This window comes from Vreelandella aquamarina, from assembly GCF_044805175.1.
In the GTDB taxonomy this organism is placed as follows: Bacteria; Pseudomonadota; Gammaproteobacteria; order Pseudomonadales; family Halomonadaceae; genus Vreelandella; species Vreelandella aquamarina_B.
This window is the reverse complement of the sequence record NZ_CP085232.1, coordinates 3,125,071-3,150,442: the sequence shown is the minus strand read 5'-3', so window position 1 is coordinate 3,150,442 and position 25,372 is coordinate 3,125,071. Positions and strand designations below refer to the sequence as shown.

Genomic DNA, 25,372 nt, shown 5'->3' with positions numbered 1-25,372 from the left:
CAGTGCATTAAGCCATTGCTGATGCAGCATGATAACAACGATTTCAGCGGCTTTTAGGAAGTGTGTCCAGTATTTGTACCAACGCGGATTAAGCGGCGAGTGCGGTTATGAGACATAACGCAGCTAAATAATGGCGTGAGGAATAAAGCACGATGTGTCTTTAGTAATTCGCCCCACGTCTTCTCGAATGCCCATGCCGCAGGCGCGGTCGCCCACCACCCAGCTGCCAATCAACGCGTGCTTGTCACCAAAGCGCGGCAGCGGCTGATAGGCCTGACGTATCCACGGGCTATCGGTGTAAGGCCCCCCCACGCTCTCTTCCTGGCCGCTGGGCGTTATCAAACTGATATTGCTCCCTTCCCGTGAGAAGAATGGCTTGCGCACCCAGCCTGCTTCCAGCGGCGAGTGACTATCTGTTTCAAAATACGCCGGTAGTAGATTCGGGTGCCCTTCAAACGTTTCCCACAGCAGCGGCAGAATGCCCTTGTTGGAGAGCACGGCTTTCCAGGGCGGCTCAAACCAGTGGGTGTGGAGCTGCGTGACCGCCTCGCCAAATGCCTCTACGGCCATTTCTTCCCACGGATAGAGCTTAAACAGCGCGGTGATGGGTTGGTCGTCTAGGTCAACAAAGTGCTCGACTCCTGGGGCCACGCCAATATCCTCGATGTAGATAAACGGCGCCTGTAAGCCTGCCTGCAGCGCAATATCCTGCAAGTAGCTGACGGTGGCGCGCTCCTCGTCGCTGCCTTTTACACAGGAGAAATAGAGCGTGCGGTTTTCCAAGCGGTCGCCCAGGTGCGCCATGGCGTTGAGCAGGCGCTCTTGAATCGAGTTGTACTGGTCGGCGTGGCGGGGCAGGATGCCTTGCTCAATCGCCTGCTCCAGCCACACCCATTGAAAAAAGCCCGCTTCATAGAGCGAGGTGGGCGTGTCGTAATTGAGCTCTAGCAGCTTCGCGGGGCCGTTGCCTGAATAGGCAAAGTCCATTCGCCCATAGAGTGGCGGCTGCCCGCTTCGCCAGGAGTGGTGGATGGTGTCCCACATGTGTTCGGGAATAGCCAACCGCTGCATTAAGGCATTGGAGTGGCAAACTTTATCCACCAGCTCCATACACATCTCGTGCAGGGCTTCGGTGGGCGCTTCGATCTCCTGTTCCACCTGCTTCAGGGTGAACTGGTAGTAGGCGTCCTCTTTCCAGTACGGCTCGCCATCAATAGTGTGGAAATGAAACCCCAACTCTTTAGCCAGGGCTTTCCATTGCGGGCGTTCGGGTACGTTGATTCGCAGCATAGCGGCTCTGCAGTGAGTGGCTAAGAACCCCAGAAGCTAAGAGCCCCATGAGGCAGAGCGGGTGCCCAGGCCACGCCGTGTCGTAGCTTGGCGGTTTTGCACCACCGAGCTACGCATGGCTTCGTTGCGCTGATTGACCCGCTGGGAGGCTTGGCTAGTGGCAGCGTTCCAGTTGCCCTGGTTTTGGCGATTGCGATAGACCGGCTCTTGATACACGCGCTCAAAAGAACGCCCACGGCTGGTATTCGCCAGCATATTGCCAACCATATAGCCCATCATGGCGGGCATAAACCAACCGCCGCCGCCCGCTGCCTGGGCTTGCTCGTCGGTGGGGGCTGCGCAGGCGCCTTCGCCGTGCTCGGCTTCACAGGCTTCCAGGGTATCGAAGCGGGGAACGGACTCTAGAGAGGCCTCGTAAGCGTCTTCGCAGGCGCTGCGGGTGTACACATTGGCCGCCACGCAATCCTCAACGCTTTGGTAGCTTTTCGGCTCATCGAAGCGCACGTCGGTCAGGTGCTCGTCTTCCGCCGGCTGGGTACAGGCGGTCAAGCCAAAGGCGCTGGCGCCCATCATCGCCAAGGAGAGGCGCGCGCTGCGTTTACGGCGGGGCAGGTGAGTGGGGTGGGTCTGCTTTTGCATGAGTGCGCTCCGTTACCAGGTCATTGAGGCCGCGTTGAGCAAGCCCACGGCAATCGAGATGCTGCCCACCAGCGTGCCGTAGGCTTGATGGCCCTCGGTGATGTGCTGGGACAGGCTCTCGCCCTGGCGGTGCAGAAACAGCTTCAAGCCAAAGAAGGTCGCCAGCTGAACGCCGAAGGCGATAATCCCCCACAGAACAAAATCGATATAGCTAATAGAGTTGGCCATGGCGCTGTAGAGCGGCAGGGTGAAACCCAAAATAGAGCCGCCGTAGGCGGTGGCCGCCGCCGCATTGCCCGCTCGAATCAGCGCCCACTCATGATGGGGCGTCAGGCGGCTATAGCAGTACATAAAGGCCACCAGCAGCGCGAGCGCGCCAAGCAGGTAGGCAAAGAAAGACGGTAATCCCTGTAAATAGTGCAACATGGCGGTGTGCATCCCTGTAGTCAAAGACGTGTGGCCAATCAACAGTGGCCATTGTGTCATAGCTTAGCGGAGCTAGGGGGAATCACGAGCAGGGTTTCATTGCACTCTTCTGAAAGTGGTAAAAAAACGTATTTTTAATTTTATATGCGACCAAAGGCTAATAGATGAATCGTGTCACCTAATTAGAATCCCGCGATTCTTGGTATTTTTACCTAAATTCACCGTGTCGTATCGCTTGATACCGCTCTTCGTGCCCGTGTTGGGCACTGCTTCAGACGCGACCGCATCGAAGGACCTCCCCCATGCATGCCCTAACCCTGGCATCGTTTCTGTTTTTTACGGGCCTGGTGGCCTTTGTCACATGGCGCATCACGCGGCGTGATGACCACCGCAGTACCAGCGGCTATTTCTTGGCAGGCCGAACGCTGACCTTCCCGCTGATTGCCGCTTCCATGCTGATGACCAATCTCTCCACCGAGCAGATGGTAGGGCTGAATGGCTCGGCCTTTACCGATGGCTTGAGCGTGATGGCGTGGGAAGTGATCGCTGTGATTGCGCTGGTGGCGCTGGCGCTGTTCTTCCTGCCGCGCTTTTTGAAAAGCGGCATTGCCACGCTGCCACAGCTGCTGGCGATTCGTTTTGATACAGGCACGCAGCTGATTGCCAACGTTATCTTCCTGATCGCTTACGCGGTGGTGCTGCTGCCGATCATCCTTTACTCCGGGGCCATCGGCCTTCAGGGCATGCTGGATTTACAGGGCTTGACCGGCATTGAATCCAACACCGCGCTGCTCTGGGCGACGGTATGGACGGTGGGGCTGATTGGCGCGGTCTACGCGCTGTTTGGTGGCCTGCGGACCGTGGCGGTGTCGGACACCCTCAACGGAGTGGGCCTACTGATCGGCGGCTTTGTGATCGTTTACTTCGGCCTACAGGTGGTAAGCGGCGGCACTGGCGTGATGGAAGGCTGGAACATCCTGAAGGAGAGCGACCCCAGTAAATTCAACTCCATGGGCGGCCCGGAACAGCAGGTGCCGTTCTCGACCATCTTTACCGGCGTGCTGCTGCTGCACCTTTTCTACTGGACCACCAACCAGCAAATCATTCAGCGCACCTTTGCCGCCAAGAACTTGGCTGAAGGACAGAAGGGCGTACTGCTCACAGGTTTTCTAAAGCTGCTGGGGCCGCTGTACCTGGTACTGCCCGGCATCATCGCCTACCACCTGTATGCCGACCAAGGCATTCGCGCCGACGAAGCGTATGGCCATTTGGTGTTCAACGTATTGCCGCCTTACCTGACCGGCTTCTTTGCCGCCGTCATGGTCGGAGCGATTCTCTCCTCGTTTAACTCTGCGCTGAACAGCACCACGACAATCTTCAGCCTGGGTATCTACAAAGGTGTCCTGAAAAAAGACGCCACGGAAGAGCAGGTAGTGAAATCCGGTAAAGTGTTTGGCTGGATCATGGCGATTACCACCATGATCATTGCGCCGCTGCTGGCGGGCCAGGATAGCCTGTTTAGCTACCTGCAGAAGATGAACGCGATCTACTTTATTCCGATTCTTGCCGTAGTGCTGGTCGGCCTGCTGACAAAGCGTGTGCCGCCCATGGCCGCGAAAGTAGCGCTGGTAGGCGGCTGCTTACTGATTGCAGCGGGCTACTTCGTACCGCCGTTCAACAATCTGCCCATGGTGATGCACGAGTTCCACTTCGTCGCGGCGGTGTTCGTGCTGCTGGTGGCGGTAATGCTGGTGATTGGTAAGCTGCGCCCCCGCGCCACCGACTGGGTGCAGGAAGACTCCGGCGATGTCGACCTCACTCCGTGGAAAGGCGCGGTGCCCACCGGTATTGTGCTGGTGATTTTGGTCGTGATTATGTACGCCTCGTTTGCGGGTGGCTAATCACGCCAGTGTTTGAAAGCAGCGTTCGAGAAAAGACAGCGCCCACGCCCCGCTCTGCGGGGCGTGGGCATTTTTGTAACGCAGTTTATCTGCTCAAACTCTTTAGCATTTCACGCTGCGAATATTCTCTCAGGTGCTTAAAAATATAGGGATAGACCGTGGCTCCCCGGTGTTTCACATGCCATACCTCTAGTGATTCCCAAAACCACTCGGGCACTTCTAGCCCGTTGTCTTCAACACAGTAGATGTGGTTGAAGTTATCTTTGAACCGTACCGGTTTTCTCGGAGACCCGTTAGTTTGAGTCAAGCAGCCTTATTTGCCTGACTCTGTTGCTCATAATACATGGCTTCTCGCTCTGCTGGTGGGATGTGGCCAATCGGCTCCAGTAACCGCCGGTGATTGAACCAGTCGACCCACTCCAACGTTGCAAACTCAACCGCTTCTAGTTGCCGCCATGGTCCGCGTCGGCGAATCACTTCGGTCTTGAAAAGCCCTATCACGGTTTCAGCCATTGCGTTGTCGTACGAATCGCCCACGCTTCCGACAGAGGGCTCAATGCCGGCATCTGCTAAACGTTCCGTGTAGCGAATTGAGACGTATTGAACGCCTCGGTCGCTGTGGTGAATAAGATCACCTTTAGGTCGCTGAGGGCGCTCATGAAGCGCCTGTTCAAGCGCATCCAACACCATATCGGTTCGAGGTGTACTGGAAACTCGCCAGCCGATGATTCGGCGAGCAAACGCATCAATGACGAAGGCGACATAAACAAAGCCCTTCCATGTGGCAACGTAGGTAAAATCTGATACCCACAGTGCGTTCGGCTGAGCTGGCTGAAACTGCCGCTTGACCAAATCCGCCGGACAGGCCTTGTTAGGGTCAGATACAGTCGTACGCACCGGCTTACCACGTATCACACCGCGCAGCCCCATTTGGCGCATCAGGCGAGCGACGGTGCAGCGAGCCACCGGAGTGCCTTCTCGGTGTAGTTGACGCCAGACTTTGCGGATGCCGTAGACACCGAAGTTCTCTTCCCAGACGCGCTGAATTTCGGCCCTCAGCCAGCGCTCACGTTTATTGCGGGGAGGCGCTCGGTTGGGCTCGCGTGCGCGGGCACGATGCTCATAGTACGTCGACGGGGCGATCGGCAGGACACGGCAGATCGGCTCGACCCCGTATAACGCTCGGTAATCTTCGATAAAGTTGATCATCACTTCCCGCGGCGGTCGAGCTCCGCCTGGGCAAAATACGCAGAGGCCTTTCGTAGGATCTCGTTGGCTTGCTTCAACTCTCGGTTTTCACGCTCTAGCGCTTTGATCCGTTCACGCTCGGAGGTCGTAGCGCCTTCCCGACGCCCTGTGTCACGCTCGGCCTGTCGGACCCAACTGCGCAGTGTTTCAGGCGTACAGCCGATTTTTGGGGCGATGGCACCGAGGGCTGCCCACTGGGAGGAATAATCGGCCTCGTGGTCGAAGACCATACGTACCGCCCGCTGGCGAACTTCAGGGGAATATCGATTTGATTTACTCATGGCTCCATCCTCTCAAGGTTTGGAGCCTCCGGGAATCCCGGTACGGTTCACTTTGTATTGTTCTTTGTCGTTTACCAACAAAAGGTTCCATCCGCCAGGCTGAACCGCTGGACTTAGTTCCGACTGCATATTCAGAGGTAGCAGAAGTGCCTGTAACCTAGCCGCAGCTTCTGGGTCATCGCTGTGGTTTGTTATCCAGATTGATTGTTGTCGTACGAAATCGAATAAGCTGGCGTAGCTCTTGTTTATCGATGCGCTGGTCACCGGTACGTGCGCGGTTGGCTCTATTTTTTGAGAGTGATGCTGAAGGCCTCACCGTACGCCCGCTGAAGGTCATCTAGGAATAGGGAAAGAACTCCTAGCCGGGTTTTGTAATAAGACTCAAGCGTCACTAATCCATTAAGCCTGAAGGCTGGGACTCGATTTTTGGTTTTTCGCCAAAGTGCTCTTTTAACGTAATCTCCAGAGCCGTCACGGACTATGTTTTGGCCGAGCAAATCAAGACTATATCGTGGCTCTTTTGCAATTTTCCTGGGTAACCTCCCGTCTGGATTTTCGTGAGCTTGTAGGGGGGTAAATGTGACAGTTTTGACGGTAAGTCTGGGGTTTTGGATAGGTTCGCACCAGGCTGAGTCAATATTAACCGTCGTTATTATGTTGCCTGTCCCATTGAGTGTTTTGCGATCAACGACGTAGTATAAACCGTCGGCTTCCAATCGTTTTGGGTCTCCTTCGTCCTGCTGGAGTAATCTTGGTATTGCCCTCATTAGTAGGGATGTGATGATCCATTTCGGAAGCGTATCCAGTCCCTGCGGTTTGATGCTCACCGACGCATCATCTAGTTGCAGCGCTTTGCCTCTAGGTAACAGTACCCAGTACATCTGAGCTTTACGCTGCCAGACGAGAGAGAGCACTGGCCCGGAGCGATAAATACGAGTGGCTAGCGTTGATATGTGTCTTTCTGTTTTCTCTTGGGAATAGCTTTTATAAGAGACACTTGTGACTGTAACTCGCTCATAGAGCAGTTCATGGTCGATGTTGGTATGTTCAATGAATGAAGTTAATACGGTTGTCATTAGTGTTCGCCCATCCATTCTAAAAATGTTTTTAAGTGTTCTTGAAGAATATCGCCAGTTTGGGGGTCTAGCAGTCCGGGTACTTCGATGACGGGACTATGTCTTCGGTTACAGGGGGTTAGCTCTCGACTGAGATATCGGCACGATTGATCAGGGGTGCCGAATAAGTTGATGTAAGCAAATTGTTTAATTCCGAGAGCATCGCGCAGCTTTGCGGTTTTATGCCTGTGATTTTCAGCGGTGCCATCGGTGCTCCAGTGTTTCGCATCAACGGCAATCGGGGGGTGGTTGGCGTAGGGGCGGACTAAGAAATCACATATTTCATACGCCTCTGGGATTAAGGCTTCGATTGTCAAACCGATGTGTTTAAGGATAGCAATGATCCCTTCCTCACCAAGGGCGCCTTTATACAGGTTAAAGAAGGCTGCCGGATTCATGGTGTAGGGCTGTAGCTGCCACTGTGTTGCGTAGCCTTTGCGTTGGAAATGACTGCGCACTATGGTGTTTTTCATGAGCTGTGGGAGTCCGCTGGTACTTTCGTTGACCCATCGGCTACCGGTGGCTTGTTCAAAGAATTTCAAGCTTTTATAAGATTCAAGCTGGTCGTCTACCTCCAGACTTCCAGAGAGCCGGTAGCCAATAGTGCCTGGTGTTTGAAGGTATAAGCGTGGGTAGTCTGATGAGGGTGAAGACACGGTAGGTTCTGACAATAGTTGGCGGCGTAGGCTTTCCCAGCTTTTGATAGCGCTCTCGGGAGCGGCTCCTCTAAATCCAGACATTAGTTCTCGGATCAGGCCTAGAGTATCGGCAGTGTAGAGGGCTGCCTGGTTGTGTAAACGGAGTAACTCGCGGTTGTCGTGAACTGGCTGAGTGGATTCTACTGCTGCCTTTCTTAGCGCAATGTATTCATGGGAAAGGGTGTCATCTGGCCGGTGGTCAGAAGCTAGGATTGGCCGAAGATCACCATCAGCAAAGAGCCTGATGATGGGGCGTTTGAAAGCTGTGCGGGCCATGCGCCCCACTGCTTGTTCGACAACCTTACGGATGAGCCAATCGTAGTCTTTAGTTTCGTAGTATTTTTTTAGGTGGTGGTTGTGATGCGTTCCTTGCAAGGCCTGTTTTACCCAGTCTCGTGCTTCATCAAGCGATATCCAGCCTACTTCTTGTAACACCATAATCTGATGGAACAGAAGAAGTTGATTGGCCTGGTAGTTGTCGGGATCGCTGAGGAGTTGATGGGTTGGTTTTTCGAGATACAACGTGTCGATGTCGGTTGTAATCTTGTCTGGTGGGTTACCGTCTCCCACCCAGACAAGTTGATCACGATCTTGCTGGTGGTTTACCTCATAATCCGGGTTTTTCCCTTCGCCCATTGAGGCATAAGTAGAAAGCACAATAACTTTGTCGTTAGTGGTACTCAGGTGGTTGAGAATGTTATCGAATTCCCCGTGGTTCATGGCCTGGGCGTTTATTCCGCAGAATAGTTTGTAATTTTTTCCAGAGGCTGCGCTTTTGCGATTAAGGTGGTCTTGCAGGAACTCGATAAATTTAGGGCATTTAGCCGAGCTAATCGTTCTGCTGAGCAGGGCAACCATATACCGATTGTTCTCTGTGTCCATGAATCGGTTAAGCGCATTGAACAGAGTGCCTACCCAGCTCAGGGCAAAGGTACCACTATCTTCTGCATTGAGCAGGTGATTGATGGCTAATCCGGGTTTCCGGACGGGGCCATTGAAGTAAGTCTCAAGCGCAGTGGGTAACAGGCTGGACTCTGGGACCATAAATTCTGTTTCAATACGCACTCCGGCTTTGCTGTATTGTCTTCGTGTGCGATACCAATTACCAATCTCGACTTGCTGCTTAGTGGAGAGCTTTATGAACTGGTTGCCTAGGCGTGTTTGCAGGTAGTCCAGATCAAAGTTCTTGATAACGGTTCGTGAGGTTGCGGTGGCACTAATACCAACAATTTTTACGCCACTTTCTACAAGGCGGGCGATTAGGCCGGAGGGTGTGACGGTAAACCCTGAGTAATAGCAGCTTACGGTATCAATTGTCCCATCGTTTCGGCGAACGTCAGTTAGCTTGAGTCCATTGTCGTGATAGGTTCGCGATGCCGCCCGGTTGTCTGAGGTAGCACGTTGCCCCCGTTGACCGGTGAAGCTGGCTTGGGCATCAAGCGCTGCAATGACCGCGCGGCTTAGGTCCTGAAGATTGAAGTGGCGCAAAATTGAGTGCACGGCGTCTTGAACTGTAGCAGCTCTCAGCGCATCGTCTTTTCCCTCAGACTTTGCATAGTTACTCAGATAAAGCCACACCGATGAGCGCATAATCCAAATAAAGCGCCGGAATAGCCAGTCGGCCTCGTTAATGAAACGGCTTAGGCGGGCATCTGTCTTGTCGTGGTGGGTTCCTATCTCCCTGGTGTCGGTTTGAATGATGTTCTTCTGCAAATCTTCATTAGTGACAAGACTCAATAGGTAGGAGGAGCTGTGGACATGTGTGACGGTCCGGTCTGAAAACAGACGAACCTTCTCATTTTCAAGGCTGGCCCCATCGGTATTGAAAGCGAACTGTAGATTCCAGCGTTCGGCAAATTCTGCAAGAGCGGACCGAAGGGTATCAAATTTCTCCTCAATGCCTTCATAACGGCTCGACCGCTCGAGCTGGTGTTGCTGGAGGTTGGCATTGAGGGTGCGGGTAAGCTCAATCAGATCCACAGCCTTCTGGTCTGCCATAAACTGTAGAATGATTTCATTTTGACGATCAAATTCGTCAATCAGTAACAGGGCATTTCCTAGCTCACGTATAGGATGAATCCGAGCTTTGAGGGTTTGATAGCCCTCCAGAAATTTCCGGGTGGTCATAAAACAAATATGTGCGTCCTGGCGGTGTAGGCGGTCGCCGGGAATGAGTTCGTCGATGAATTCAAAGTCTTGGGGTGATAGCTGGACCGGGTTTTTGCTGCGCTGACGTGCCTGGATTAAGCTAATGAGTAACCGATAGATTTCAGTGGCGTGTTGATTCAGCGTGTCCTGTAGGACAGGCTTTAAACTTGGGTTTCCGTTTGTGAGGCGTTGGAGTTTGCGAATTTGCTGCCAACCTTGTTGGAGCTTCTTGTCTGCTTGAAGGTCAAAAAGTTGGATGATTTGTTCAACGCAAGTGGGAGCTACTTCCTGAACCGTACCGGTTTTCTCGGAGACCCGTTAGTTTGAGTCAAGCAGCCTTATTTGCCTGACTCTGTTGCTCATAATACATGGCTTCTCGCTCTGCTGGTGGGATGTGGCCAATCGGCTCCAGTAACCGCCGGTGATTGAACCAGTCGACCCACTCCAACGTTGCAAACTCAACCGCTTCTAGTTGCCGCCATGGTCCGCGTCGGCGAATCACTTCGGTCTTGAAAAGCCCTATCACGGTTTCAGCCATTGCGTTGTCGTACGAATCGCCCACGCTTCCGACAGAGGGCTCAATGCCGGCATCTGCTAAACGTTCCGTGTAGCGAATTGAGACGTATTGAACGCCTCGGTCGCTGTGGTGAATAAGATCACCTTTAGGTCGCTGAGGGCGCTCATGAAGCGCCTGTTCAAGCGCATCCAACACCATATCGGTTCGAGGTGTACTGGAAACTCGCCAGCCGATGATTCGGCGAGCAAACGCATCAATGACGAAGGCGACATAAACAAAGCCCTTCCATGTGGCAACGTAGGTAAAATCTGATACCCACAGTGCGTTCGGCTGAGCTGGCTGAAACTGCCGCTTGACCAAATCCGCCGGACAGGCCTTGTTAGGGTCAGATACAGTCGTACGCACCGGCTTACCACGTATCACACCGCGCAGCCCCATTTGGCGCATCAGGCGAGCGACGGTGCAGCGAGCCACCGGAGTGCCTTCTCGGTGTAGTTGACGCCAGACTTTGCGGATGCCGTAGACACCGAAGTTCTCTTCCCAGACGCGCTGAATTTCGGCCCTCAGCCAGCGCTCACGTTTATTGCGGGGAGGCGCTCGGTTGGGCTCGCGTGCGCGGGCACGATGCTCATAGTACGTCGACGGGGCGATCGGCAGGACACGGCAGATCGGCTCGACCCCGTATAACGCTCGGTAATCTTCGATAAAGTTGATCATCACTTCCCGCGGCGGTCGAGCTCCGCCTGGGCAAAATACGCAGAGGCCTTTCGTAGGATCTCGTTGGCTTGCTTCAACTCTCGGTTTTCACGCTCTAGCGCTTTGATCCGTTCACGCTCGGAGGTCGTAGCGCCTTCCCGACGCCCTGTGTCACGCTCGGCCTGTCGGACCCAACTGCGCAGTGTTTCAGGCGTACAGCCGATTTTTGGGGCGATGGCACCGAGGGCTGCCCACTGGGAGGAATAATCGGCCTCGTGGTCGAAGACCATACGTACCGCCCGCTGGCGAACTTCAGGGGAATATCGATTTGATTTACTCATGGCTCCATCCTCTCAAGGTTTGGAGCCTCCGGGAATCCCGGTACGGTTCATCCAGTAATTGGCTTCCCTGTCTGGGGAGGTAAACAATTTTGCGTTTCAGAATATCCTTTTCGCTGCTGGAGAACCTGGGGCTTCCTCCAATTTGTTGCTCATCAATTAGGTCGATCAACTCCCGGTGGGTTTGGCGAACGTTGTCCACCGAATTGGTGATGTAGTAAATCGTTTGGGCAGGCCGAGATCCGTTAATAGAGGCAACGAGCTCTTCAATAATCAGCTGCTTGATGGTGTGGGTTTTTCCAATTCCGGTTTGAGCATTTATTAAAACAAGGCATCCTGACTCTGCTTCAGGGCCAATTTGAGAACGAAGGTCCTCTTGTAGCAATCTATCTAGCGGGGTTCTTACACTAGAATCGGCTGGGAGCGTTTTCATCTGGATTTCCTGTCTGCATCGTTGGTAATAGATTTACCGGGAAGCTTTGCTTTTGGCGATACTGGACAGGCTTACAATATTTCTAACTTTTGAGCAGTCACGGGTGTGATGTAAGCAAGGATATCTCGTGGAAAAGGCGGTTGACGCGGGAATGTCTCACATACGGAGTAGGTTGGAAGCCTCCGACGATAGCTGTCTGGATAGCGTTTACGCGACTTATCCTGACAACCGCCTGCGCTCGTCGAAGGTGTTGGGGTTTATGGCTTAGGCTTACCTAGTGTGCGCACTGTTGGCGATACGCCCTACTGGGATAAGGCTAGCCCGCATCAATAAAGTTAAGAGGCTGCGGTGTGTCGACCACTTCCGCCCACAGGTCATACTCATCGGCGTGGGTAACGGTCGCTCGCACTACATCGCCCGCGCGTAGGGCATGGCGGCTCTCCAGGTAGACCATGCCGTCGATTTCTGGTGCATCGGCTTCGCTTCGGCCAATCGCGCCCTCATCGTCTACCTCGTCCACCAGAACGCTGATCTCACTGCCGATTTTGGCTTGGAGACGAGCGGCGGAAATCTCCTGCTGGTGCGCCATAAAGCGTTCCCAGCGCTCTTGCTTCACGTCATCTGGCACTTGTGCCAAGCCGAGCTCGTTGGCGGGAGCACCCTCCACCGGGGAGTATTGGAAACAGCCTACGCGGTCAAGCTGCGCTTCGGTCAGCCAGTCCAGCAGGTACTGGAAATCCTCTTCGGTCTCGCCGGGGAAGCCGACGATAAAAGTCGAACGAATCGTCAACTCAGGGCACTGCTCGCGCCAGCGTTTGATGCGCTCTAGGGTGCGGTCTTCAAAAGCGGGGCGCTTCATGGCTTTCAGCACCTTGGGGCTGGCGTGCTGGAAGGGGATATCCAAATAAGGCAGGATTTTCCCCTCCGCCATCAAGGGAATCAGCTCATCCACATGCGGGTAGGGGTAGACATAGTGCAGGCGCACGCGAATACCCAGCTCGGAGAGCGCGTCGCATAGTTCCGTCAGGCGGGTTTTTACCTGCCGTCCGTGCCACTCGTTCTCCGCATAGCGAAGGTCAACGCCGTAAGCGCTGGTATCCTGTGAAATTACCAGCAGCTCCTTAACGCCAGCCCGGGCCAGCGATTCAGCCTCGCGCAGTACCTCGCCCACCGGGCGGCTAACGAGCTTGCCCCGCATGGAAGGAATAATGCAGAAGCTGCACGTATGGTTACAGCCCTCGGAAATCTTTAAATAAGCATAGTGGCGGGGAGTTAACTTGATGCCCTGGGCAGGTACGAGGTCGATGCGGTGATCGTACTGGCTCACAAACGGCACGGCGCTGTGGACGGCACTGACCACCTGTTCGTACTGCTGGGGGCCTGTTACCGCAAGCACGTTAGGATGCACATCGCGGATAACTGCTTCATCCACCCCCATGCAGCCGGTCACGATAACCTTGCCGTTTTCAGCGATCGCCTCGCCAATGGCATCCAGCGACTCCGCCTTCGCGCTGTCGATGAAACCGCAGGTGTTAACGACCACCACATCGGCATCGTTGTAGGTGGGTACGATCTCATACCCATCGGTACGCAGCTGGGTCAGGATGCGTTCGGAATCGACCAGCGCCTTGGGGCAGCCCAGTGATACAAAACCGACCTTGGGTGTGGACATAGCGAGCCTCACGGAGTAGAGCGGGGGCTATCGCTTTATGCACAGGCCCCAAAATAAAAGGCGGCATTTTAGCGCCCTAACCTAACGCTGCAAACTCTTAGGTGAGCTGATCGGTATATGTGTGGTGAGAGGAAACTCTTGGCGGCCTGTTGTTTTATCTTTTTGGGTGCCCCCAGGTCAGATCGACTTCACCCTCGCTGAATTGACAACGCCGCGTGGGTATGACAAACACACACCCATTTTGCGTGAGGAACCAGCAGTGGCAAACGAGCAGACCTATCAAGCGTTAGAGGTAGATACCCTGGCCCAGCGGCTAGGCGGTGTGGAGGCGGTGGCAAGCCGCGTAGGTGGCAACCCCGCTGAGTGGCAAATCCGCGAAGTGGGCGATGGCAACCTCAATCTGGTGTTTATTGTGACGGGCAGTACCGGCAGCGTGGTAGTCAAACAGGCGCTGCCTTACGTGCGTATGGTGGGCGAAAGCTGGCCGCTGCCGCTCTACCGCGCCCATTTCGAGTATTACGCCCTGGTACGCCAGGCCAAGCGGGCACCGGGCGTGGCCCCCGAGGTGTACTACTTCGATAAGCCCCAGGCGCTGATCGTGATGGAGTATCTCCACCCCCATGTGATTTTGCGGCGTAAGCTGATCAACGGCGAGCGAGTGGCCAGACTTGGCGAAACCATCGGTGAGTTCTGTGCCCGCACGGCGTTTCGTGGCTCCGAACTCTCCATGCCAAGCCCCGATAAAAAGGCCGATGTGGGCCTGTTTTCCGGCAATGTCGCTATCCCCGCGATTACCGAATCCCTGGTATTCACCGACCCCTACTACGGTGCCGAGATGAACCGCCATACGCCGGAGCTTTCGCCGGTGGTGGATGAGCTGCGTCGCAACGCACGCTTGAAAGCCAAGGTGCAGCGGCTGCTGATGAAGTTTACCGCCAACACCGAAACCATGCTGCACGGCGATTTGCATTCTGGCTCCATCATGGCCACCGACACCAGCGTGCGGGTGATTGACCCTGAGTTTTCCCAGTATGGCCCGATGGCGTTTGACTTGGGCATGGCGGTAGCCAACTTCTTCATGGCCTACTTCAGCCAGCCTGCCCACCGCGCAGAAGGCGATCTGGAAGCGTATCAAACGTGGATTTTAGAAGTGATTACCGCGTGCTTTACTCGCTTCGACGAAGAGTTTCGCCACCTTTGGCAAACCGAGCGCAGCGGCATTCTGTTCCCCAAAGCACTGTTTGAAGCCCAGGGCAACAGCGCCGACGACGCCTGCGATGCACTGCTAGAAGAGATCCGCCTGGATGCGCTGGCCTACTGCGGCATTGAAATGCACCGCCGCGTGCTGTCGCTGGCTCACAACGCCGACTTTGAAGAGATCGAAGACACCGCGCTACGCGCCAAGCTTGAAGCACGCAACGTGCTGATGGGCCAAGCGCTGATTCTGGAACCGGAAGCCTACTGTGACCTAAACGCACTGACGGCGCTCGCCAAAACATATAACCAGAAGGCAGTGCTGTAAGCGGTTAGTCAAAGCCTTAAGATGACGAGAGAGGGGCGTTTCGCCATGAGCAGCGACTGCGTTTTTGATAAAACAAGCCAAGCTGCATTTGCGGCGACCGCCTCCTTTGATGACCCTTTCTACTACCTAGCGAACTTCCGCTTTGTGGTCGCGTGGGTGCAGGCACGCCACGGTGATTTGCTTAATGCCGAGGAGCATCACGCCCTCCGGCAGTGGTCGCAGCTGCCGCGCGCTTCTCAAGCGCTTTTAGTGCGGATGGTGATGCGTAAAGGCGAGCTGTTTCGGGTGGATAAGCTCCGCTACCCCGAAATCGGCGATACCCATCAGGCGTTGGCGCCGCTGCTGGCCCTTGGCTGGGTGGATGACGCGCCGCTGCTCAGCGTGCAGGAGCTATTTCGGCTGCTGCGCCTAAGCGAGCTGCGCGACGCCTTGCAAGCCTCTATGAGTTCCGTTGGGCTGCCGTCTAACGCCACCAAAACAGCGCTTCAGGCGGCGTTAACGCCGGTGCTCACCGATGCAATGCCGCTTAGCCAGTGGTGGCCAGAGGCGACGACACGGATCGTTCGGCTTGGCATCATGGCGCTGTGCGACCGCTTGCGGCTGATGTTTTTTGGCAACCTGCGCCAGGATTGGGCCGAGTTTGTGCTCACCGAGCTTGGCCTACAGCGTTTTGAGCAGGTGCCACTGACCGCAGAATCGCGGGCGTTTCAGCATCGGGAAGAGGTGGACACCTACTTGGCACTGCACCGCCTGCGCGAGCGCCTGGAGAGCGGCGAACCGCCAGATCAACTGGCCGCCGCCGCACCCGCCGCCTCCGGTAACCGCTGGCTAGATGCCCGCCGCTCGCGACTGCTGCTCACCCTAGGGCGCACGGTGGAGCGCAGTGGCGATGCGGAGCTGGCGGTTTCACTTTACGCTGAATCGAATAACAGCGAGGCACGCATACGCAGGCTGCGAGTGTTGGAGCGCCTGGGACGCTATTCAGAGGCTTATGAACTCGCCCAGGCCGCGTGCGAGCAGGCGGGGGAGAGCGAAGCCCAAGCGCTGGGTCGCTTGTTGCCGCGCTTGGCGCGCAAGTTGAACCAGCCCACGCCCTATGCTCCAAAAACGGCTGACGCCCCGGCCTACGTGCTGGAGCTTCCCGGCCCGCAGCCGGTGGAGCGTGCCGTTGCCGAGTACTTATCCACCGTCAGTGCCCCGGTGTTCTATGTGGAAAACAGCCTGATCACCGGGCTTTTTGGCCTGCTGCTCTGGCCGGCGATTTTCAAACCGCTGCCGGGGGCGTTTTTTCATCCGTTTCACAGCGGGCCTGCAGATTTGTACCGCGAGGATTTCGTTCGCCAGCGCCAAGCCGAGATCGACGCCTGCCTGGCGCAGCTAGACGACGGGCGCTACCGCGAGACGATACGGGCGACCTGGCAGGCTAAGCAGGGCATTACCTCGCCGTTTGTGCACTGGGGTATCCTGAGCGAACCGCTATTAACAGCCGCGCTTAGCTGCCTACCCGCCGCGCATCTGCGCGCCTGCTTTACCCGCTTGCTGAGCGACTTAAAGCACAACCGCGCGGGCCTGCCGGATCTCATTCAGCTCACGCCCGATGCGCCCGCCGGGGAGCCTCGCTATCGCATGATTGAGGTGAAAGGCCCCGGCGACCGGCTGCAGGATAACCAGCGCCGCTGGATCGACTTCTTCTGCCGCCACGACATGCCGGTCGAGGTGTGCCACGTGCGCTGGCAGCCCGCGCCATGAGCCGCTATCGGGTCGCGGTACGCACGCTGTGCGACTTTACCGCCCGTGAGGGCGACCTTGACCACCGCTTTACCCCCGCTCCCAGCGCCCAAGAGGGCATTGAAGGCCACGCGCTGGTAGCCAAGCGGCGGGAAAACATACCGGGCTACCTGGCCGAATTGCCGCTTTCCGGTGAACATCAGGGGCTACGCGTAGCGGGCCGCGCCGATGGCTTCGATGTGGCGGCGAATTGCGTTGAAGAGGTCAAAACCCATCGCGGTAGCCTGGCGCGCATGGCGGATAACCAGCGAGCATTGCACTGGGCCCAGGTAAAGGTGTACGGCGCGCTGCTCTGCGCCGAGTGCGGCCTTTCGCACATCACGCTAGCGCTGGTGTACTTGGATATTGCTAGCGGCCAGGAAACGCGGCTGACCCTGGAGGCCAGTGCCACAGAGCTTGATGCGTTCTTTACCGACCAGTGCCAGCGCTTTTTAGCCTGGGCCGAGCAGGAGACTGCCCACCGCGAGCGCCGCGATGCGTGGCTTGCTACCCTTACTTTTCCCCACGCGGATTTTCGCCCCGGCCAGCGGGCGTTGGCCGAGGATGTATTCAAAGCCGCCAGCACCGGGCGCTGCCTGCTGGCCCAGGCCCCTACCGGCATTGGCAAAACCCTGGGCACGCTGTTTCCCATGCTCTCCGCGATGCCCCGCCAGCGGCTTGACCGCATCGCCTTTCTGACCATGAAAACTCCCGGCCGCCGCTTGGCGTTGGACGCCCTGGCGAGCCTAGGTGCCCCCGCGCAGCCGCTGCGGGTGCTGGAGCTGGTGGCCCGCGATAAAGCCTGTGAATACCCCGGCACCGCTTGCCAGGGCGATGCCTGCCCGCTGGCCAAAGGGTTTTACGACCGCTTGCCTGCCGCCCGCCAAGCGGCGGTGGAAAACGGCTGGCTGGACCGCGATGCGCTGCGCGAGGTGGCGCTGGCGCATCAGGTCTGCCCCTACTATTTGGGCCAGGAGCTGGCCCGCTGGGCGGATGTGGCGGTGGGGGATGTGAACCACTGGTTCGATAGCCACGCGCTGCTGCACGGGCTTGCCCAGGCCAACGACTGGCGGGTGGGGCTGCTGGTGGATGAAGCGCATAACCTGGTAGAGCGTGCCCGCGGCATGTACAGCGCAGCACTTTCCCAGCAGCGCTTGAGCTACCTACGCCGCCACTCCCCGCCTGCGCTAGCCAAGCCGTTAGCCCGGGTGGGCAGGCAGTGGCAGGCGCTCAATAAAGAGGCAACTGCCCAAGCGCCGGAGCGGCATTACCACTTGCTAGAAGCGCTGCCCACCAAGCTGGTGGGCGCACTGCATACCCTGGCCGGGGCGATTACTGATTATCTGGTGGAGCACCCCGAAGGGGCGAATCAGGCGCTTCAAGAGTTGCTGTTTGAAGCGCTGGCGTTCTGCCGCTTAGCGGAATCGTTCGGCGACCACTCGCTGTGCGACTTGGAGATCCAAGGCAAGGGGAGTGCGGTGCTTGGGCTACGCAATGTGATCCCGGCGGACTTTCTCGCCCCGCGCTTTAAGCGCGCCCACTGCGCGGTGCTGTTTTCCGCCACGTTGTCGCCGTTTTGCTACTACCGCGACCTGCTGGGGCTGCCGGAGCGCAGCGTATGGCGCGAGGTGGAGTCTCCCTTTGTGGCGCAGCAGCTAGAGGTTTATGTGCGTAGCGATATCTCGACCCGCTATCATCACCGCGCTGCCTCGGTGCCATCTATTGTGGCAACGCTGGCGGAGCACTATCAGTGCAAGCCGGGGCACTACTTAGCGTTTTTCAGCAGCTTTGCCTACCTAGAGCAGGTGATGGGCGCGTTTGAGCAGGCGCACCCCGCTATTCCCGTGTTCGCGCAGACTCGCAACATGCAGGAACCCGAACGCGAGGCGTTTTTGGCGCGCTTTGTTCCCGGCGGTAAAGGCATTGGTTTTGCCGTGCTGGGCGGTGCCTTCGCGGAGGGAATCGACCTGCCCGGCGAGCGATTGATCGGTGCTTTCGTGGCCACGCTGGGCCTGCCGCCGTTTAACGACTTCAACGAAGCGCTAAAAGCCCGGTTGCAGGCGCGTTTTGGTCAAGGTGACGACTACACCTACCGCATTCCTGGCATGATCAAAGTGGTGCAGGCCGCGGGAAGGGTGATCCGCAGCCCCGACGATGAAGGGGTGGTGGTATTGATGGATGACCGCTTTGCCCAAGCCAAAGTGCGCGCACTGCTGCCGCGCTGGTGGCAGGTGGGCTGATCGCCCTAAAGAAAGTAAAAACGCAGAAACAAAAACGGCCACTTGCTCTAAGAGCTAAGTGGCCGTTTTCATTAAATTCGTGGTCGGAATAGCAGGATTCGAACCTACGACCTCTGCCTCCCGAAGGAGATTTAGGGGGTTGAGTGGGTAATAGGCGATCTCTTTGTTATGTGCGGTTAGTCCATTTTTCTCAAAGAGTTACTATCGTTCTGCCTTGTCATCTTTTTGCTGAGCCATAAGGGTAATTTCCAACCTCTGGAACCTATTTGGAACCTAGAAAAAGGTGACCTTGATGGCTAAAACAACCGCTAGCTTGACGACCCGTACATTGGATCGCTTGACCAAAACGTTACCTGATGGCCACGAGGTGTGGGACACCGCCTTAGGTGGTTACCACATCCGCTCAGGTAAGCGTGGCCTTGCCTGTCGACTGTCTTACTACAACACGCTCGGCCAACGTCGTGTGCTGACGCTTGGCCGCTATGGTGAGGTTACCGCGGAAGAAGCCCGCCAGTTGGCAAAGGAAGCATTGGCTGACATTGCTCAGGGTAAAGATCCCCGTGCCGTTGCTGAGCAGGCTAAATTTGATCATCAGCTACAAGCACAGCAAACGATTCGTTCTTATCTGGCCGGCCCCTACAAAGCTTATCAAAGCCGTAAGAAAGGCGGGCAAGCTACGTTGAGCCGTCTGCGTAAAGCCTTTGCTGACTGGCTTGATAGGCCTATGGGTAGCATTACACGTGCGGATGTTGAACGTTGGCAGGCAGCACAAGAGGCCATGAAGCCTTCTAAGCCCAATAGCAAAGTACCTAATAAACCACGTGCCTTCTCTACCATGAAGCGTGACTTTGGGGCACTCCATACCTTGCTCGCTCATGCCGCTGAGCGAAAAGTCATTCCTACTAATCCACTCAAGGGTATCAAGCTCCAGAAACCAGCCATGACAGAGCAGGAGCTAGCATCTGTGGGTAATGAGCGGCGCTACCTTGAGCCAGAAGAAGTACATGCACTTTTTCTAGGCTTAGAGCTGTATCAAGAGGAGAAGCGTAAGCAGCGACGTAGTAGTCGAGCACACGGTAAGGCCTTTCTTCCAGACCTGGATCAAGTGGCCTATGTCGATCATGTGAAGCCGTGGATTCTGTTCATGTACTACACAGGCTTTCGTCCAGGAGACATTGCAGGACTCCGCTGGGAGCACGTCAATTTGCCCTTCAAAGTCGTTAGAAAAACTATTGAGAAGACAGCGCACCACCACCCTGAACCACAGACCTTCCCTCTCTCCAGTTCAGTCACTGAGGTGCTTGCGACTTGGCACAAGCAGCAAGGGGAGCCTAAAACAGGGCTGGTATTTCCTAACCCTTTAACAGGAAAGCGCTTTGATAGAACCGCTATGCAAAAGCCATGGGCGAAGGTCAGAGCGTTTGCCAAGCTACCTGATGACTTGGTGCTCTATACCCTTCGCCACAATTTTGCATCGCAGCTGGTCATGGCTGGAGCCGATCTGCTAGCAGTGTCCAGACTGATGGCACACAATGATATCCAGACGACAATTCAGCACTATGCCCACCTTAGGCCCGACCATACCCGCGACATTGTGGAATCATTTGCTGTCTCTGCTGTAGCCAACTCACAGGAACACCTAACGGATAGGCTACCCTGTGAGAGGCCAAGTGCTACTAACCAGCCAATGCCTGCTCAATAACATCACGGGTCTTCGATGGATCAAAGACAGTACTGAACACCCAATGACCAAATCCTCCTTGGGTGTTCACCGCCTTTATCCAAATATCCATAGCGGCACGCTTTGCTGCATTTTGCGGGCTGTCTTGGCCTTTCACTTCAAGAACCAGGGTTTTGCCATTGGTAAAGCGTATTAAATAGTCAGGCACGAAATTACGAGAGGAACCACGCCATAGGTAGCGGAGTTTGAAATCCAAATGGTCATTCTTAGCCCATGCTGAGATATCAGGATGCTGCTCACAGATATCCGCTACCATTTTTTCCCAAGTACTGTCGTACACGACATGACTAATCTGCGAACGCTGGGTAGGGGCGCATGGCTTAGTGGTTAACCAAGGGCGCATGTAAGCAGTTGAACCAATCGGTTGATGTTCGTCGTAGATAAGTTCTTGCCGCTCAATGTTTTGCTCTGTAACAAAGCGGCTAACATGCGCCACTACCGTATCCATGTTCAGAGCAAATAACAGTCGACGACGAATAGGGTCTTGATGCCAAAGGCTTGGTATGTCGAGCTTATCACTGTCCAGGAACTGCTCGACAATACGGATTAGTTGCACGGCTAGATACTGCTTGTCACCACCGAAGGCATCCGTATTTTGCTGGTAGAGCTTACGTGCAGCCCTAAAGACTAAGTTCTGTAAGCGGAAGTCCTGAACGGCATCTTCAAGATCAATCTCTTTCACCATTGCCAAATTAGGTGAGCCTGTTAATGAAGGCGCTATATCGGCGTTTAAAGGGGTTTGCCCAGGGTCAAGTTTAAGGTCGGGTACGCCTGCCCAATTCATCACCAGTTCAGGCTTCAGCACGTTATCGACCCGATCAACATTAGGCCAACGAATTTCCAAATGATTGCGTCCAGTTTCGACTTCTACCCGAACACTGGGCTTGGGTGGAGGAGGTGGATCGCCGCCACCACTTTCATCTTGAAAAATAGAAAGGGGCACACCGAAGACGTTCACATACTCCGGTAGAAACTTCTTTTCTGCATCCATATCGTGGGAAACACGGCGCAGCCCACGCCCGATGACCTGCTCACATAGCAACTGACTGGTGAAGGCACGTAAGCCCATAATGTGGGTCACATTCGCCGCATCCCAACCTTCAGAAAGCATCGCCACAGAAACCACGTTCTGTAGCTGTTGGCCAGGTTGCCCACGCTTGCCCACCGTATCCACCAATGCGCGTAGCTGTACCTCTTGTTTGTTGGCTAATAGATCTTTTTTCTTATCTTCCGGCAAGCCAGAGGCTTCAATGACTGCTTCAAGACGTTGTGCATACAGCTTATCTTTCGTGATGCTCTCGCCCTTCTCGGCCTTTTCCAACACTTTTGAGTCTACTCGCAACGTAGCCTCTGGTGCTTGGGTGCCAGAGATCAAGCAATCACCGCTATTAAAGAAGTGTTCAATGCGTGCAGCTGTCTCGGTACGATTACATACGGTCAGCATGACAGGCGGAATGGTATGCCCAGCGTTTTGCCATTGCTGTTTGGTTTCTTGCCAATCATAAGCGAGCAGTGCATAGGCCTTCTGCACTAAATCAGGCAGGGGAGCCGTGACTTCGGCTTTACGGTTCAGGTCTTCTTTCACCTCATCTTCACGGTAAAGGTGGTAAAGCTTGCTAGCATAGGTTTTGGCATTGGCGAGTGCATCATCGCGTACAACCACTCGTGGTGTTTTTACTAAACCGGCTTCAATAGCATCGTTCAAACCAAAGTCGGAAATAATCCACTCAAACAAGCCAGCATCCGTATTGCTTTTACCGGTAGGTGCAAACGGTGTGGCTGAAAGGTCAAAGCAGCGGCGAATGCGGCGAGTTTTATGAATACGATCCAGCCCCTCAACCCAGCGGGTGGCCTCGTCCAGGTCGATGCCAAGCTTTTCAGCCTGCTTTTTACTGATTTTGGCTTCAGCTGGTTTGCGGTAAGCGTGGTGGGCCTCGTCGTTGATGACGATAATGTCCCGCTCATTCGCTAGCTTACCGAGTACTCTGCGGGTAAAGGCTTCGTCACTCTCTTTGCCTTTCCGAACCACAGAACGATCCTGTTCTTTTAAAGGCATCAAGGTATGCCAGTTTTCGATAACCAGCTGCACTTGGTTCAGTTGCTGCCGCATGGCTTCATTAGGGCAAAGATTGAACTCGTCATAGACGTTTTGTGGGTGGCTAGGCATCAAGACCTGCAAGCGGCTCTTCACCGTCAAGCCAGGTGTGACGATAAATACAGCCTTGGAGTAGCGTCGATCTTTAGGGTACTGAAGGGCGTTCAGTGTCTGCCAGGTAATAATTAACGACATAACGGATGTCTTACCTGAACCTGTGGCCATCTTGTTACAGATGCGCTCCCACGGTCCACCATCACCCTGGAGGTAAATACCTTGCCGATACTGCTCTTGAGCTTCCAACCACCAAATCAGCGTTTCGATGGCTTCCAGTTGGCAGAAATAGAAGGGGTACTGGCGTGGGCCTCCTTCCCAGCGGCAGCTATCGGCATCCCATTCACCACGCTCATGCCAGTGCTCTAACAACTGGCGAGTCACCGATGTAACGCCTGGGTAGCCGTCTTCACGCCACTCATCAACACGTTTGCGGATGTGATTGACCTGATCCAGTGACTCTGAGCGAGTGGTGTTATTTCGGGTATCAAAAATCTCATAGGCAGCAGGGCGTCGTCCTTGCTGTAAATTCAGCTTCTTATCATCCCGCTCCCAGTAAGCCGTTGGTACATCATAAGGCGAGTTGATGATCAGCGATGGATGGCTCATTCGGTGGTTCCTTCTACCGCGGTATATTTTTGCTGGCTATGGTTGGGTGTGTCGGGATACAGCAAAGCTAGCTGTTGATTGAGGACCATAGGCTTAAGGTAACTGTGGCGTAAGCTTTCACTGTTACGCTGCATCAACGTAGCAAGCTCATATACGCTGAGGTAACGCCCTTGGCAAAGGGTGAGCAGTATTTGCTTCACTGCCTCTGCAGGAGGCTTTTTCCCACGAGTGGGGCTAGCAATCTGCCAAAGATAGTCAGCAGCCTCCTTACCGAAACGTTCTTCTAACTCAGTCACAGGCCTAGCATCGTTTTCAGATTCTAGGGAGCTATCCTCGGATAGTAGGGAGCTAGGTTCAGATGCTAGGGAGCTAGGTTCAGATGCTAGGGAGCTGCTGGAATCGTCGTTCGCAGCAGTAACGGCGCCAATGCCTGCGGAGTGGAGGTGGTTGGGTTCTGCCAAGGTGTAGTACATGCCACGGCTGCGGCCGTGAGGCTCTAAAAAACCCTTATCAACGAGCCCAGCCAGCATCCCTGTAATGTCGACACGATGTAGGGTCAGCATTGCCTGTAGACGCTGGTTAGTGACCTGGTTTTCTGTAGAAGCGATGACGATGGCTTGAGCTTCATCACGAGAAAGAGCCTTGAACTCAGGACCAAACAACTGGTGAAGCCGATCGAGCACATCTTCAGGCATCATGCTAATTAGCGGGAGTGATAGCTTGACGCGATCCGGGCGAAACGTCTCGCTCAAGCTAGGTGGCTGCCAAAGATTGGTGTGCCAGCTACGGCGAATTTTATCCAATCCTGAACCTGCTTTATCGCCTACGCCTAGCCATTGGAACATCTTCTGTAGCGACTTGTTACGGCACTCGCTCACACCTCCGGCGACCAATTGTTCTTGTGAGAGCAGCAATGTACCGGGGTTCGAAAACTCAAACGCATCCTTGAAGCGCTCAATGATGATGCCACCCTGGCCAGAGTGGTCAGCGTGAATCAACGCATTCACCAGGGCTTCTTTCAGAGCTTCATGGGCATCACTAGACCCACGTCGTTCTTGATTGAAAGGCACTTTCAGCGCCGGATCATGGGCCAGCTTTTGTGAGACGCGCTGATAAAACTGAAAAAGATTGGCTTCCCAGGTGCCATCGATATGCAACCGGTCACTCCAGCGAATGTTGTCGTCGTCTGCTAACCGCTCACGAAAGTCGAGCTGAAAGCCGGGGAGTACCTCGTTGTCTTGAATGGCTTCCGTTTTGCCGAACATCAACAGCCCAGCTACCGTTAAGCCAGTACTACCTGTGCGACGATCCTTACGCCAACCACCTAACTTAGTGAGCAGGCCAATATCATCTTCAGTAAGCCAAGGGTGGTCAGGTACTCGTGAAGCCACACGATTTCGGAATTGCTTAAGTGAAGCGGCATCCAAGTCGTCTAAGTCGAAGTGAGCCAGGATACGGCTATCTGCAGGTTCATGGTCGAGACGATCCGCGAACATTCGCTGTACTTCCGCATCGTTACAGCGGAAATCACCTTCATGGTTACGCCGATAGGTTCCCTTGAAGGGGTCTACACCAATATAAACGGGGCGTTCGCTTCTCGAAGCACGTGGCACTTCAATCACCAGGATGGTATCACCGCCATATCGTTCGATACTGACGTGATGCTCCTGAAGAATATTGGCACTGACTTTCTGGACATTGTTAATCGTCACCCAGAAATCACCCCGTAACTTTTCCACATCCACGTCGCTCAACCCGGCGGTGCTAGGGCCATCGTCACCTTCTTCTACCCCTAGATAGAGCGTGCCACCTGCGGTGTTAGCAAAGGCGCTGTAGGTTTCCCACAAGCTCTTAGGCAGCCCGCCTTTGGCTGCCTTGTACTCGGTATCGACCCCTTCATGGCGAGCCAGTACCTCAAATAAACTAAGTTGCTGGGTCATGG

General features: G+C 55.1%; 16 protein-coding genes and 2 other annotated features. Of the genes, 5 read left to right on the top strand and 11 right to left on the bottom strand.

Features of this window, described 5'->3' with window-relative positions:
• Positions 1–123: 123 nt before the first annotated feature.
• Genes LG300_RS14570 through LG300_RS14560 form a run of 3 tightly spaced genes read right to left on the bottom strand, consistent with a single transcriptional unit; the run spans position 124 to position 2,355 of the window.
• On the bottom strand, positions 124–1,290 hold the full coding sequence (locus LG300_RS14570) for a glutathionylspermidine synthase family protein (RefSeq protein WP_404376025.1): 1,167 nt from the start codon (positions 1,288–1,290) through the stop codon (positions 124–126).
• A gap of 36 nt (positions 1,291–1,326) precedes the next feature.
• Positions 1,327–1,929: a DUF1190 domain-containing protein gene (locus LG300_RS14565; protein ID WP_404376024.1), complete on the bottom strand. Its 603-nt coding sequence runs from the start codon at positions 1,927–1,929 to the stop codon at positions 1,327–1,329.
• 12 nt (positions 1,930–1,941) lie between these two features.
• Positions 1,942–2,355, bottom strand: coding sequence for a DUF350 domain-containing protein (locus tag LG300_RS14560; RefSeq protein ID WP_404376023.1), 414 nt, complete (start codon positions 2,353–2,355; stop codon positions 1,942–1,944).
• Between the two features lie 302 nt (positions 2,356–2,657).
• On the opposite strand from LG300_RS14560, the gene LG300_RS14555 reads away from it, so the two are divergent.
• Positions 2,658–4,256, top strand: a complete 1,599-nt coding sequence (locus LG300_RS14555) for a solute:sodium symporter family transporter (protein ID WP_404376021.1) — start codon at positions 2,658–2,660, stop codon at positions 4,254–4,256.
• Positions 4,257–4,559: 303 nt separating this feature from the next.
• On the opposite strand, the gene LG300_RS14550 is transcribed toward LG300_RS14555, so the two are convergent.
• From LG300_RS14550 to rimO, 6 genes are all read right to left on the bottom strand, one after another.
• Positions 4,560–5,785 (bottom strand): IS3 family transposase gene (locus LG300_RS14550; RefSeq protein WP_336275339.1). Its coding sequence is split into 2 segments (ribosomal slippage): positions 4,560–5,500 and positions 5,500–5,785, totalling 1,227 coding nucleotides; the frame shifts between segments, so codons are not numbered across the junction.
• Positions 5,391–5,507 (bottom strand) — a sequence feature (AL1L pseudoknot). (Overlaps the previous gene by 117 nt.)
• Before the next feature lie 284 nt (positions 5,786–6,069).
• Complete coding sequence (locus tag LG300_RS14545) at positions 6,070–6,861, bottom strand: hypothetical protein (protein ID WP_404376020.1); 792 nt, start codon at positions 6,859–6,861, stop codon at positions 6,070–6,072.
• Positions 6,861–9,725: a hypothetical protein gene (locus LG300_RS14540; protein WP_404376019.1), complete on the bottom strand. Its 2,865-nt coding sequence runs from the start codon at positions 9,723–9,725 to the stop codon at positions 6,861–6,863. The genes LG300_RS14545 and LG300_RS14540 overlap by 1 nt, the downstream gene beginning before the upstream one ends.
• A gap of 349 nt (positions 9,726–10,074) precedes the next feature.
• A protein-coding gene (locus LG300_RS14535) for an IS3 family transposase (protein WP_336275339.1) occupies positions 10,075–11,300 on the bottom strand; the annotation gives its coding sequence in 2 pieces (ribosomal slippage) (positions 10,075–11,015 and positions 11,015–11,300; 1,227 coding nt in all).
• Positions 10,906–11,022: a sequence feature (AL1L pseudoknot), on the bottom strand. Its footprint overlaps the gene before it by 117 nt.
• Positions 11,293–11,730 carry a hypothetical protein gene (locus tag LG300_RS14530; protein ID WP_404376018.1) on the bottom strand — a complete coding sequence of 146 codons (438 nt, stop codon included), beginning with the start codon at positions 11,728–11,730 and terminating at the stop codon, positions 11,293–11,295. Before LG300_RS14530 ends, LG300_RS14535 begins: the two co-directional genes overlap by 8 nt.
• Positions 11,731–12,046: 316 nt before the next feature.
• Positions 12,047–13,402: a 30S ribosomal protein S12 methylthiotransferase RimO gene (gene rimO / locus LG300_RS14525; protein ID WP_404376017.1), complete on the bottom strand. Its 1,356-nt coding sequence runs from the start codon at positions 13,400–13,402 to the stop codon at positions 12,047–12,049.
• 259 nt (positions 13,403–13,661) lie between these two features.
• Here rimO and mtnK point away from each other — a divergent pair, with 259 nt between their 5' ends.
• From mtnK to LG300_RS14505, 4 genes are all read left to right on the top strand, one after another.
• Entirely contained in the window at positions 13,662–14,924 is a 1,263-nt protein-coding gene (gene mtnK, locus LG300_RS14520; protein WP_404376016.1) for an S-methyl-5-thioribose kinase, read from the top strand.
• A gap of 45 nt (positions 14,925–14,969) precedes the next feature.
• Positions 14,970–16,673: a VRR-NUC domain-containing protein gene (locus LG300_RS14515; RefSeq protein WP_404376015.1), complete on the top strand. Its 1,704-nt coding sequence runs from the start codon at positions 14,970–14,972 to the stop codon at positions 16,671–16,673.
• On the top strand, positions 16,670–18,931 hold the full coding sequence (locus LG300_RS14510) for an ATP-dependent DNA helicase (protein ID WP_404378047.1): 2,262 nt from the start codon (positions 16,670–16,672) through the stop codon (positions 18,929–18,931). The genes LG300_RS14515 and LG300_RS14510 overlap by 4 nt, the downstream gene beginning before the upstream one ends.
• Positions 18,932–19,223: 292 nt before the next feature.
• Positions 19,224–20,633, top strand: coding sequence for a tyrosine-type recombinase/integrase (locus LG300_RS14505; protein ID WP_404376014.1), 1,410 nt, complete (start codon positions 19,224–19,226; stop codon positions 20,631–20,633).
• Here the strand turns inward: LG300_RS14505 and LG300_RS14500 are convergent.
• Together LG300_RS14500 and LG300_RS14495 are read right to left on the bottom strand one after the other, a co-directional pair.
• Positions 20,608–23,430: a BPTD_3080 family restriction endonuclease gene (locus LG300_RS14500; protein WP_404376013.1), complete on the bottom strand. Its 2,823-nt coding sequence runs from the start codon at positions 23,428–23,430 to the stop codon at positions 20,608–20,610. The genes LG300_RS14505 and LG300_RS14500 overlap by 26 nt on opposite strands.
• On the bottom strand, positions 23,427–25,370 hold the full coding sequence (locus LG300_RS14495; RefSeq protein ID WP_404376012.1) for an ATP-binding protein: 1,944 nt from the start codon (positions 25,368–25,370) through the stop codon (positions 23,427–23,429). Before LG300_RS14495 ends, LG300_RS14500 begins: the two co-directional genes overlap by 4 nt.
• Positions 25,371–25,372: the final 2 nt, after the last annotated feature.

What these genes read in the sequence shown, in the direction of transcription:
- LG300_RS14570 (WP_404376025.1), bottom strand. Translation starts at nt 1,290, where the DNA reads ATGCTGCGAATCAACGTACCCGAACGCCCGCAATGGAAAGCCCTGGCT.
- LG300_RS14565 (WP_404376024.1), bottom strand. Translation starts at nt 1,929, where the DNA reads ATGCAAAAGCAGACCCACCCCACTCACCTGCCCCGCCGTAAACGCAGC.
- LG300_RS14560 (WP_404376023.1), bottom strand. Translation starts at nt 2,355, where the DNA reads ATGTTGCACTATTTACAGGGATTACCGTCTTTCTTTGCCTACCTGCTT.
- LG300_RS14555 (WP_404376021.1), top strand. Translation starts at nt 2,658, where the DNA reads ATGCATGCCCTAACCCTGGCATCGTTTCTGTTTTTTACGGGCCTGGTG.
- LG300_RS14545 (WP_404376020.1), bottom strand. Translation starts at nt 6,861, where the DNA reads ATGACAACCGTATTAACTTCATTCATTGAACATACCAACATCGACCAT.
- LG300_RS14540 (WP_404376019.1), bottom strand. Translation starts at nt 9,725, where the DNA reads ATGACCACCCGGAAATTTCTGGAGGGCTATCAAACCCTCAAAGCTCGG.
- LG300_RS14530 (WP_404376018.1), bottom strand. Translation starts at nt 11,730, where the DNA reads ATGAAAACGCTCCCAGCCGATTCTAGTGTAAGAACCCCGCTAGATAGA.
- rimO (WP_404376017.1), bottom strand. Translation starts at nt 13,402, where the DNA reads ATGTCCACACCCAAGGTCGGTTTTGTATCACTGGGCTGCCCCAAGGCG.
- LG300_RS14515 (WP_404376015.1), top strand. Translation starts at nt 14,970, where the DNA reads ATGAGCAGCGACTGCGTTTTTGATAAAACAAGCCAAGCTGCATTTGCG.
- LG300_RS14510 (WP_404378047.1), top strand. Translation starts at nt 16,670, where the DNA reads ATGAGCCGCTATCGGGTCGCGGTACGCACGCTGTGCGACTTTACCGCC.
- LG300_RS14505 (WP_404376014.1), top strand. Translation starts at nt 19,224, where the DNA reads ATGGCTAAAACAACCGCTAGCTTGACGACCCGTACATTGGATCGCTTG.
- LG300_RS14500 (WP_404376013.1), bottom strand. Translation starts at nt 23,430, where the DNA reads ATGAGCCATCCATCGCTGATCATCAACTCGCCTTATGATGTACCAACG.
- LG300_RS14495 (WP_404376012.1), bottom strand. Translation starts at nt 25,370, where the DNA reads ATGACCCAGCAACTTAGTTTATTTGAGGTACTGGCTCGCCATGAAGGG.